At 40.9% G+C, this 11440-nt stretch carries 8 protein-coding genes; 4 read left to right on the top strand and 4 right to left on the bottom strand.

From position 1 onward, the window contains the following. The first annotated feature begins 168 nt into the window (after window positions 1-168). Entirely contained in the window at window positions 169-771 is a 603-nt protein-coding gene (locus V7L29_RS31570; protein WP_334688048.1) for a Uma2 family endonuclease, read from the top strand. An 83-nt stretch (window positions 772-854) separates the two neighbouring features. Continuing rightward, window positions 855-1553 (top strand): hypothetical protein, encoded by a 699-nt coding sequence (locus tag V7L29_RS31565; protein ID WP_334737963.1) that lies wholly within the window; start codon window positions 855-857, stop codon window positions 1551-1553. A 140-nt stretch (window positions 1554-1693) separates the two neighbouring features. On the opposite strand, the gene V7L29_RS31560 is transcribed toward V7L29_RS31565, so the two are convergent. Then, on the bottom strand, window positions 1694-1978 hold the full coding sequence (locus V7L29_RS31560) for a DUF427 domain-containing protein (RefSeq protein ID WP_334688046.1): 285 nt from the start codon (window positions 1976-1978) through the stop codon (window positions 1694-1696). 1079 nt (window positions 1979-3057) lie between these two features. Between V7L29_RS31560 and V7L29_RS31555 the strand changes: the two genes are divergently transcribed. Further along, window positions 3058-3459: a hypothetical protein gene (locus V7L29_RS31555; protein WP_334688045.1), complete on the top strand. Its 402-nt coding sequence runs from the start codon at window positions 3058-3060 to the stop codon at window positions 3457-3459. Window positions 3460-3943: 484 nt separating this feature from the next. Here V7L29_RS31555 and V7L29_RS31550 read toward each other — a convergent pair whose 3' ends face one another. Beyond that, window positions 3944-6139, bottom strand: coding sequence for a lytic transglycosylase domain-containing protein (locus V7L29_RS31550; RefSeq protein WP_334737962.1), 2196 nt, complete (start codon window positions 6137-6139; stop codon window positions 3944-3946). 506 nt (window positions 6140-6645) lie between these two features. On the opposite strand from V7L29_RS31550, the gene V7L29_RS31545 reads away from it, so the two are divergent. Then, complete coding sequence (locus tag V7L29_RS31545) at window positions 6646-7257, top strand: hypothetical protein (RefSeq protein WP_334737961.1); 612 nt, start codon at window positions 6646-6648, stop codon at window positions 7255-7257. Between the two features lie 420 nt (window positions 7258-7677). On the opposite strand, the gene V7L29_RS31540 is transcribed toward V7L29_RS31545, so the two are convergent. After that, window positions 7678-9072, bottom strand: a complete 1395-nt coding sequence (locus tag V7L29_RS31540) for a carotenoid oxygenase family protein (RefSeq protein WP_334737960.1) — start codon at window positions 9070-9072, stop codon at window positions 7678-7680. Window positions 9073-9406: 334 nt separating this feature from the next. Next, on the bottom strand, window positions 9407-11401 hold the full coding sequence (locus tag V7L29_RS31535) for an MASE1 domain-containing protein (protein WP_334737959.1): 1995 nt from the start codon (window positions 11399-11401) through the stop codon (window positions 9407-9409). Between the last annotated feature and the right edge of the window lie 39 nt (window positions 11402-11440).

The following is an 11440-nucleotide window of genomic DNA, read 5'->3' as shown; positions in this document are numbered from 1 at the left end:
CTTATGCGATTGTTACCACAGCTTAAGCAAAACTTATAAATACAAGTCCTAACCACAGCTTACAGCTATTTTTAGGTAAGCAGCAACATCAAGAAGAATAGACTCGTTCCCAAAAATCCAAGGACAGAAAATGCTAAGATTCCAATCAAATATGGCATTTGCACAGCTATGAAAACCATGCTGCACAAATCAATCTCCTTAGTAGAGTTCCTCAAACTGCCAGAAACCCAGCCTGCTAGTGAATTTATCGATGGTCGTATCTACCAGAAACCAATGCCACAAGGCAAACATTCTCGACTACAACTAAAACTTTGTAACGCAATTAGCCAAGTTGCTGAAGAACAAGAAATTGCCTTGGCTTTTCCAGAATTACGTTGTACCTACCCTGCGGGAAGCCGCTCTTCGAGCGTCTATGGCGGACGTTCGATTGTCCCAGACGTGAGTGTATTTGCTTGGGAACGGATTCCCTTTGATGCTAATGGGGAAATTGAAAATACCTTTGTAATTTATCCTGATTGGACAATTGAAATTCTTTCACCAGAACAGAATACAACCAAGGTAATTATAAATATTCTTCACTGTCTAAAACACGGCACTCGATTAGGATGGTTAATCGATCCAGATGAACGCTTAGTATTGGTATTTTTGCCAGGTCAGCAACCTATAGAAATGATTGGGGATGAAGTATTGCCTGTACCTGAATTTTTGCAACTTAATTTAACAGTTACGCAGGTTTTTGCATGGCTAAAACCAACAAAAATTAATTTATGAAGATGATTAATATTTAGTTAAAAGATATAAGACTAATATCGCAGACTTTTTGAATTTTGAAAAATTAATCCAAGGAGTTTTAAGTGGTAAAAAACAATAGAAAAAAGGCTGTAGCTCAAGCTATTTCCACAGCCGTTGCTCTGGGCTGGGTGATAATGCAAGTAGAATCAGCACAAGCTGCTACCTTGACGGTTAACAATAGCACTATCAGCAGCAAGAATAATATTGAGATTAATGCTAGTCGAGTGAGTTTCAATGATCATAGTAACCTAGTCGGCGGCGACATAACTATTACAGCCGCCGATAGCATTGAGGTGATAAATCCGGGTACTCAGGTAACGATTCCCATCAGCACCGTTAAAGGCAATTCTGGGCAAATTAGCAGTGGTAGCAAGAATTTAGGAGCAGGAGGCGACATAACTATTACAACCAGTCGTCTTACAGTGAGACCCGGTGCTTTTATATCGAAACCAGTAACCGAACCTAGTGCGATCGCTGCTAGTAGCAATCATTCAGGAGCAGGAAGTAACATAACTCTTACAATCCCTAACCTCATTATATTGAAACCAGTACGCAAACCAAGCGCGATCGCTGCTGGTAGCAATAATTCAGGAGCAGGAGGCAACATAAGTATTCAGGCTGATTTTTTACTACTGAAAAATGCTACTTTTATACCGAAATCAGTACCTGAACCTAGCGCGATCGCTAGTAGTATACTTGCTGTTAGTCTGGCTTGGCTGGCGAAGAGAAAGCAAGCAGCATTTCGCAAGGCGAAGGTATAATTACGTCTTAGAAGAAATTTGCAAATACTTTAAATACGAAGCCCGCTCAGACTTCTCTCTGTGCGGGCTAATTATTTTATAGGCAATTAGCCGGACATAATATCAATTCCCTGAAACTAAAATACTTCCAGGAACCTCTATTAAGCCTCAACTTTTACACCCTTCCAGAAAGCTACATAACCTTCAATATTCTTAGCTTTCTCTTTGGCGCTGGGATAGTACCAAGCAGCATCTTTGTTGATTTGCCCATCAACGTCGATACTGTAGTAGCTGGCGACACCTTTCCAAGGACAAGTACTGTGGGTGTTACTGTCTGTGAAGTACTGCTTGTTAATGGTGTCAGCAGGGAAATAATGGTTATTTTCCACAACTACGGTATTATCACTCTCAGCTAAAACTGCGCCATTCCAAATTGCTTTCGGCATAAGTGAGTTTGCAAATAAACTATACACTTAACATTTTGACACTATCAGCTTATTTTATCCTCCTGAACCGCTAACTTACACGAGAGTTCATCCAAGCTCAAATGAATGGTCAGTAAGGTTTATAGAAAACATTGCGATGCCAGGATTAATTGTAATCACTTTTATTTATCAAATTAAGAATTAAATGTATTTGTTTTTATCAGAAAGGTTTTCTAGCATATTGGTATGCAAAATTAATTAGTCAAAACACAGTCGGATTTTAGTTTATAGCCTAAAGCAAAAAATATATAGAAGAGAAGACCATAATTACACATATGTGAGCGATCGCACCTTCTATAAATGCTTGCGAATAAGAGATTTTATGTGGCGCAACTTGGCATTTTCTGAGTTTTTAGTTACTAAATCTTCTACGAATTCCCAATTTATGATATTTTGGTCAACTTGACTCAAATGTTTAGCTAATTAAGAATCAAGCTAGAAAATGAACTGAGTGTAGAAGGTTGAAATTTATAAAACAGTGGACTCTATTACTAAAGAACACTGATTGATTGTAATTTGTTCTAGTTGAGGATAACTTTATTAAACTTACAAACTTGATAAATTATGTACATATTCTTGCTGGGATTAATTCTATGCCTAAAATCACTAGCTTTCATATAGCCAATAATAACAGTGGCGCATCAATAAACACAGCCGTCAACTCTGACACTTTATATAGCTATTCCACGAATGTAAATTACCTCAAACCTTTTGATACTGCTTTTCTTGCGTATCACATGATAGGTCTTAGTAATTTTAAATGATCTAAGTTTACCTCTATGCTTTTGAGTTGTAAATTACATCCTTTTACAAATTGCAATTTTCTTGGAGTTTAGAAATATTTTATAACCTGTTGAATTACCCTATATCTACTTTATTAAAATCTTAATTATTAAACCTTTAGCAAATCATTTAGACCAAATTAATGAAAAATAAATGAATTGATATAGTGACCTAATATCCAAGACTTTAGATTGCTAAAAAATAGAATTTTATTAATAGTTAACAATAATTAAGCTAGTTTAATCGAGGAGAAAATTATGAAAATTACAAACTTGGTAAATTTTGCACTTCTCGTTGCTTGTATTGCTTTTATACCTGGAATTGTTGGCGCTCAAACAGTTAAGAACAATAATGCCGGACAAATCAACACAAATGTAAACTATAATACTTTACGTACTAATTCCGCAAATGCCAGCTATCTCCAACCTTTCAATACTACCTTTTTAGCTTATCAAGGTTATTTCAAAGAGCAAGGTATTCCTAGTGGGGGCGCTTTGATATCTGAATTCCAAATAGGAAAACTGACTGCCAAAGATGTGGTTCAGGCTGCTGTCAAGGCTAACAAGTTACCAGCACAAGTTTTGGATGATCGAAGTTATCTCTATGCGGTCGAGTCGCAGTTGACATCATTGAGCAATATTGATAATTTAAATAACTAACTATAGATGGGTCAAAGTTTGTAGATACTTTATTAGGACTTACGCATCAAGTACGAAATTTAGGGGCAATTCCTGAATTGCCCCTACGGTAAATCAAGGCTTTCACTGCCTTTTTGCGTAAGTCCTGTTTATAAAAAAAGCGGTCGCTCCTGCCTCTTCATAGCAAAACAAGCGATCGCTGTACTAAAATTTTTGAGTGTAATGTCTGGCGACATGTTTAAGAATTTTTTTAGCTATTTCAATTGCTTGACTATAATTCGGCATTGATTTTGTCACAAAATATTAGCGATGTCTACGACGGGCTGCGCCTACGCCTGACCCTCTCAATAGAGATAAACAGCGTTGCAAAACAGTGGAATGAATTGGGGGAGCAGGGGAGGCAGGGGGAGAATTTTGGAAGTGCTGGTAGGGAGTTATTAATCTTCCCCTGCTCCCTCTGCCCAAGAGATCCCTAACTCCTCATTTCTACCTTCATACAGCAAAATCACTGGGTCGGTAGTTTTGGGTGTGTAGTCGAGTACTTTGCGACGATGCCAGAAATCTCAGGGTTGTAAAGCCTCAGATAATTCCAGTAGTTGCCAAATACTTGACGCACATAATTTTTAGTTTCATCAAAGGGAATTTCTTCAACAAACTCGTCTGGATCTTGTGTAGTTTGAGTTTGCAGCCATTTGGAGACATTGCCGGGACCAGCATTGTAACTGGCGATCGCGAGCAAGGAGTTATTGTTATATTGCTGATGGGTATGATCCAAATACCATGTACCCAGCATGATATTGTCGTTGGGATTTTCGAGGTTTATTGTTTTGATATCCAACTTAATTTGTGGGGCGATCCATTTAGCTGTAGTCGGCAACAATTGCATTAAGCCAATAGCGTTAGCGACGGATTTGATTTTTGGCTCAAACCGCGACTCTTGACGGATGAGAGCGGTGACTAGCAGAGGATTGAGTTTACGCTCAATAGACCACTTTTGAATCTCTCGCTGATAGGGAAACGGATAACGCGCTTGCCAGTAGGTGATCTGTTTACTCAGAGTCTGATATTGGGCAAGTTCAGCTGGTATTTCTCGATCTTCCAATTTAGAAATTTTATCAATTCCGATGAGATTTTCTCCCTTTGCCTGCCGGACTAACCCTTCAGTAAATTGCTCTGCTACCGTTGGCTGAATTTTGTTCTGAAATTCTGTTTGCCATTGTAACCAGGCATCGCGGTCTTGACCCAGCAGATATAATTCTTTGAAAGTCTCAGAACCAGCAGGCGGTAATGGACGCTGGGGTGCGATTACTTCCGGGTTCATGACGCGCACGTTGTCAAAGTTGCCAACATTTAGCCCCAGCATGGCCGCTGCTCGCCATGCATAGTAAGAGTAAGGAAACTGGCTAATCACATACTCATAAGCAGTTTTAGACTCCTGCTGTTTCCCTTGCGAAGTTGCCCATTTTCCTACCCAAAAGCCTGCTCTCGGAGCCAAAATACTGTTGGGATTGTTAGTGACAATTGGTTGTGCCCATTGCCAAGCACCAATGTAATCTTTGGCTTTGGCTTTATCTTGGGCGATTTTCCAGCGATACTCTGCCGCCTCGTCAGAATTTCCGTACTTGGCTATGAGTAATTGCCACGCCTCGCTAGCTGACTTTTGATTATTGAGGGCTTGGAGAGTTTTGGCTTTTTGTACCAGTGCAGTAGCAGCTTGTTTAGGAAATTTACTAATTACCTGCTCAAGATAGGGTAAACCGTCTTTACTTGTTTTTGCAGTTTCTGCTAACCGGAGTAGTGCAGTCCCAGTTTCCTCAGTATTTGGAAATTGCTGCACTAATTGTTTATAGGTGGCGATCGCCTTTTCTTTATCTTTGCCTCCTACCTGTAATCCTCGTGCAGTGCGGTAGAGGTTGCGCGATGTCTTAGGTGCTTTGGCATAAGCATTCGCCGCTTTCAGAAATTGACTATTTTCCCAATAGCTTGTACCAATGAGTTCCCACTCTTCGGGTTTGAGTGTAGGCTGTTTTACTAGCTGATCTAAAACGCCTACTATGCCTGGTTGGTCATAAGCATATTTAGCCAACATTAATTGTAATTGTGGCTGATTGGGATTATCTTGCAAGCGTTTGCGGATAATTTCCCAAGTCAGAGGATTAGAAGGAAATTGAGCGATCGCGGTTTCTTGTTGCTTCGGTTGGGCAATCAGATATAGCGCTTTCACTGCGGCTGCTTCTTTGGGATACAATTTCAGCACCCTTTGCCTAAGATCCGAGGCTTTGCCGTCTTCGCCCAGGATATCCTGTGCCTGAGCTTGTTTGAGCAAAATGTAGGGCGCGAGAAGGGGATAGTCTTTCTCTAGTCCGTCCAGTAAAACCAGCGCTTTTTTAGCTTGGGTTCTTTCAATGTAATCACTCGCTAAAAGATAACGAGCGCGATTTCGGTCTGGCGATCGCGATTGCCCGGCGATCGTTGCTAGTTTTGCTGCCCGTTCTGGCAGGGATTGTGAAATCAGTGGAAAGACGGCTGATTGGGCAATGCTACCCTCTGATGTTTGCCCTGCTTGATTCTGACTCAGTTTGAGCCATTTCCCCAGAGATTTGCCAATCTCAGGTGCTGATACCATTGCCCCAGCTAAAAAGGCAAACAGTGCTGCACCCGCAATTATCGAAATTTGCTTTTTCTGTAGTTTCTTCAGCATGAATACCCGCTGAAAAGTTCCGGTGAATTTCTTGAAACTCTAGCACTCCTAACCATCAGTGTTACCAATTTTTCATTTGAGATTTTTAATTTTATGTAGAAAAATCCTAATTTTCAATCCTACAGTTATCAGTACTGTGTAAATAGCACATATTAGATACTATTACATCTATCTGATGACAGAAGCACTATCCTTTGGGTGACGCTCCAACGCTAAGAGTCTTCCAATAAATAAATGATCCAAAGTCTGTCATTGTGTAGGCAAAGCCTTCCTGTAGGGTACGCAACACAGTGGAGCAAAGCAATCACAAAGACTCAGAGATTGCTACCCTACGGGAACACCAAAGGCGAACATTCCGCTTGGTTCCCGCAATAACAATTGGGCATTTTTTTACTTGGATTACTTTAAGAGTTAAAGTTTTGTAACATGTATGCTGCTAATAAACGCTAGTTAGATGTAATGTTAGTTGATTACAAAATCAACGCAGTAATTTTTCACTATCAACTATGAAGACTATAAATAAGGTAATTGCTTGTACTACAGCTTTAACATTAGGTATTACACCTAACTGCCTTGCTAGTACTTTCACTCCAGTTAATTGGACAATATCTGGGCCAGGAACAACTAATACCCAACAAGTCAATTTAGATGAATATAATTTAAGTTATAATCTACCTGGGACAGAAGGTTTTGATACAAACACTTGGACAATTTCGACAGTAGCAAAAGCTGATGGTAATTATAATTTTGACTGGAACTATACAGGTTTCCATTCTTACTTTGAAGTAACAGCCTTTCTCAATACTTTTAATCCAAACACAACTTTATACAGCGCGGGGCCGACTGACTGCTGTAGTTCCCCATCTGCTGGATTTAATGAATCTGGTAATTATACTTTTAGCAATATTTCTGCTGGTCAGACATTTGGCTTTACAATGGGTGGTAGTCATTATGATTCTGCACTTAGACTTGAAGGAAATTTAAATTTAAAACAAATTGCTGGTCCAGTTTCTGTTCCGGAAAGTAATTCTATCGTTCCTCTCATTACTCTGGGATTATTTGGAGCTTATAGCACTTTAAGAAAAAAAGAACTACAAACTAAATTAACTAGAATTTAAAGCCTTAAAACGTCAGCTAAAAGCCAAGTCAAACTAACTTCCACACCGCCCAAAAACCGCCCAAGACCCATCAAACCCATAGACCCACATATCCCCAGGAGCGATCGCATAAGTTGAAGTGTGATCGCTTTTGGGTGGGTACTTAAATTTTTAAGTTAAAATTTTAACCTCCGTCCGCCGACCCCAAATCTAAAATACATAGCCAAGGGTGATTAATTTAGACTAAGAATAATTTTTTGACTGAATCAGTTAATTCTATCAACACTCCTCTCCACCCAAAAATTAAAGTGCCAATTAAATTTATTACAAAAAGGGGTAAGGAGAAGCAGCCGACGGCTGCTTCTCCTTACCCCCTCACAATAATTATCATTCTTGTACTTGGTGATTTTATTGCTTGGAAGTCCCTAACGTTAGTTTTGCTCAAGTTTGGAATTGCGCTTCATCAATCCAAGCAGCATGGAATCCATAGGGTACTCGCTGGGGAATTAGCACCTGCGCTATAGGCCCGGACGTGACATCTTGGGCATTTACTACGATTAATTCAGAAGTTTCTGAACCCTCATCATGAACTAAAGTTAGAAGCCAGCCATCATCCTCTGTTGTTGCGTGAGGACGTGGTACAAAAACGATATCTCCGCCATAACGCCCAACTCGGAATTCTAATGTTTCGGATTTACCACGATTAAAATCGTACTTGATGAGCGCATCAAACAAGAGAATTGGATTATTAGCGACTCTTGCACTGTAGCCGTATCGTGTTTTTTTCCCTAGTAGCTGTTCATTGACACGGGGAAATTCAATGGGTACATTATCTAACATTGTTTCTTTAACAAAACCAGTCTTGAGATTGAATCGCCACTCGTATAGAGGTCTGTTAACTCCTTCTTGTTCATCAAAGCTTTGGACTGGTTCTAGAAGTCCTGAGTTCTTCATTCGACAACCGCTTAAGACTATCTCTTCTCCTTCTTCGTAAGCATTGAGAGTATGAGGTACAAAACAAGCTGAACTCTCGAACCAACGGACATCACCATTATTTCCATGACGTGGTAAGATGCCAAAGCGACTGGGGCGATCGCTCTCGAATAATAGCAGAGGCTCTCCTCGTTGTGCCCGTTGTGGATTAAAAGTTAGGGGCAGATCCATAAAAATTGTATAGTTTTCGCTGATTGCAAAATCATGCATCAACACTCCTATTGGCAAGTCAATTGGCTCAGTCCGTAACAACTTGCCTGCTGCTGAAACCACGCCATATTGTAAGTAAGGCGGTGTAAATGGAGAGTAGCCAAAAAACATCATCTCGCCCGTAACTGGGTCTACTTTAGGATGGGCAGTAAAGGCAGAAGCTAGCTTGCCATTGTAGGTGTACTCGCCAATTGTCTCTAACTCAGGCAGCTTAATAGCATGAGGCGCTCCTCCTTCCCATAATGCTAATAGTTGACCCGCGTGCCAAGCAAGAGCTGTATTAGCAGTATTTTTATATGGCCCATAAGGATTATCCATTTGCGGTGGTTCCATCAAACCAGACCAGATGGCCTTACCCTCTGCTTGCTCTATTTTCCATCCTTTGGTTTGAACGTAGCGATTGCAATAAATTGCTTTGCGATTGTGAATTCGCACACCATGCAACATCCCATCTCCATCAAACCAGTGATACTGACCAATTGGCTTCCACTGTGGATTAGCACCATTGCGGACAAATATTCCCGATAAATCCGGTGGTAGTTCACCTATTACTTGCAAGGTGTCAGTGGTAATTTCTTGATGGATTGGTGCAAAGTTACCATCAAGATAAGGATTGATTGCTGTTATTACCATTTGTTTTCCTGATGAAAGCGCCTAATTTTCTAGCTTGGTGTTTGCTTTTTATTGTAGACATCACAAATTGCTAATGTCTCAGCGAATAACAAATGCATACGCGTAGCCAGCCGTAGGCATCGCTTATCGAAATTCTCTAAATTGTGCTTATACCAATTCTCTAAAATAAGGCAACAGACGTAAGCAGGGATTACCTTGCGGCATCTAAATTTCTCAATTGCGAATTGCGTTAGCGTTCGTGTAGCGTCTCGTAGCGAAGCGGTAGCGAGTCTTGCCTACGGCACGCTGCGCGAACGAGCGTTATTGCGAATTGCGAATTGCGAATTGGTATTACTCAAGTAATCCTCTTAGCTTTTAGAGGAATCTCAATCACAAACTTTGTTCCTTGTCCCAGTGTGGAGTCACACCAAAGATTACCGCCATGCTTCTGGGTAACAATTTGATAGCTCATAAACAAACCCAAACCAATGCCTTTGCCAACGGGCTTGGTGGTGAAGAAAGGATCAAATAGTTTAGAGCGAATCTCTTTTGGAATGCCTATTCCATTGTCAGAAATCATTATCATCACTTGGTTTGTATCGATTTGACGAGTCTGAATCTGGATGGCATTGGGATTGGCTGAAATGTCTTGGAACGAACGCCCCTGATTAGATTCTTCTAATGCATCAACAGCATTGCCTAAAAGATTCATAAACACTTGATTAAGGGAGCCAGCATCACATTCAATCAGTGGTAACTGACTATACTCTTTAATAACCTGGATCTGGGGACGATTGGCTGTCGATTGCAATCGATGTTGTAAAATTACCAAGGTACTATCAATCCCTTGATGAATGTCTACTGCTTTCAATCCTACCTCATCCAAGCGCGAGAAGTTCCGCAGGGATAATACAATAGTAGAGATCCGCTCGGTACCGATTTTCATCGACTCAAGAATCTTGGTAACATCTTCCTGTAAAAAGTCCAGTTCAAGTTTATCTAATTCTGCGTGCAGGGATTGAGGTGGATTTGGATAGTGCTGTTGGTAAACTTGCAATGCTCTCAGCAGACTTTGGATATACTCAGAAAGATAAATTAAGTTGCCATCAATGAAATTAACCGGGTTATTGATTTCATGGGCAACCCCTGCCACCATCTGTCCCAATGCAGACATTTTTTCACTGTGAAGCATCTGTAATTGAGTTTGTTTAAGCGTTTGTAGGGTTTGCTGAAGAGTCGTATTCTTTTCATTTAATTCTTCAGTTCTCTGCTGAACTCGAACTTCCAGAGTTTCATTGGTTCTGGCTAATTCGGCAAAAGCTAAACGCAGCTTGGTTTCTGCCTGTGCTCGTTCGGCGATCGTTGCTGTTAGCACAAGAATGGTGAGTGTAATCACGCCAATAAATGATTGCAGTTGCATCAAAGATTGGTTGAGATCCGCAGCCACAAAACCACCTTTGCCATTGACGGTTGCGATCACAGCGATCGCAGCCACAAAAAAAGTTAACAGCGTTGCACCCGGTTGCCCCAGTCGAAAGGCAGACCAGATCAACATCGGAATCAACATATACTCCAGGTGATATCCCTCACCAAAAGCAACTTTACTGATGAAAATGACCAACCCCATCAGAATAACTGGCTCTACTAGAATTAACCAGAATCTTAAAGGGCGTGAGTTTGCTCTTGAGTGTCGAATATCAGGGAGATTTTCACAATCCTCTGAGGTTGAACTGAGGGATAACCATTGCCAGATTGGATGTCGGTTTTTTTGAATGAATTGCCCCCAACTAAGCAGAATCGGGGTGACGATAAAAATTCCCGAAACATTAGAAATCCACCAGGTTAACCAAACTGTCCCATAAGCTGTCCAGGGAACTTTACCACTCAACGCCAAGGAAGCCACTCCAACAGTTGCATTGATGCTCGGCCCCACCATGCCGGTTAAGATCAAAAATTTAAACACGTCGGTGACACGTTCTAAGGGATAGTAAAGATTGGTAGTTTTCCGCAGCAGGAAGACACCCAACATAGTCCCCAAGGTTGTTGCGATCGCAATTAAGAGAACTGGCAGCGTTGAAATCACCAGGGATAAGAAATTTGTTGGATCTCGGAATGCCCAAAAGTTGGCGAGAAATGAACCCAGCAAAACACCGTACCCGATCCAGTTACCAAACAACAAAACAGCCCCAGCAGCAATTCCATCCGGGGGCCAAACTGGAGTCACATTGTTCGGTGTGGAAGCAAGATGCCGTGAAATTTCAGCCATTTCATAGTAGGCGATCGCCAAAACAACGATACCTCCGATTTGCCTTAGCCCATGAGGGAATATAGGGGATTTTTGTTGAATCATCTGTTTAGTGGCTGGTTGATATCAACGTTGCTTGTCTTT

Origin of the sequence: Nostoc sp. (genome assembly GCF_036916575.1) — a bacterium.
Taxonomy (GTDB): domain Bacteria; phylum Cyanobacteriota; class Cyanobacteriia; order Cyanobacteriales; family Nostocaceae; genus Nostoc.
This window is presented reverse-complemented; position numbering and strand designations above follow the sequence as displayed.

Coding starts and splice junctions, on each gene's coding strand:
- V7L29_RS31550 (WP_334737962.1), bottom strand. CDS start 6,139: ATGCTGAAGAAACTACAGAAAAAGCAAATTTCGATAATTGCGGGTGCA.
- V7L29_RS31570 (WP_334688048.1), top strand. CDS start 169: ATGAAAACCATGCTGCACAAATCAATCTCCTTAGTAGAGTTCCTCAAA.
- V7L29_RS31555 (WP_334688045.1), top strand. CDS start 3,058: ATGAAAATTACAAACTTGGTAAATTTTGCACTTCTCGTTGCTTGTATT.
- V7L29_RS31540 (WP_334737960.1), bottom strand. CDS start 9,072: ATGGTAATAACAGCAATCAATCCTTATCTTGATGGTAACTTTGCACCA.
- V7L29_RS31545 (WP_334737961.1), top strand. CDS start 6,646: ATGAAGACTATAAATAAGGTAATTGCTTGTACTACAGCTTTAACATTA.
- V7L29_RS31535 (WP_334737959.1), bottom strand. CDS start 11,401: ATGATTCAACAAAAATCCCCTATATTCCCTCATGGGCTAAGGCAAATC.
- V7L29_RS31560 (WP_334688046.1), bottom strand. CDS start 1,978: ATGCCGAAAGCAATTTGGAATGGCGCAGTTTTAGCTGAGAGTGATAAT.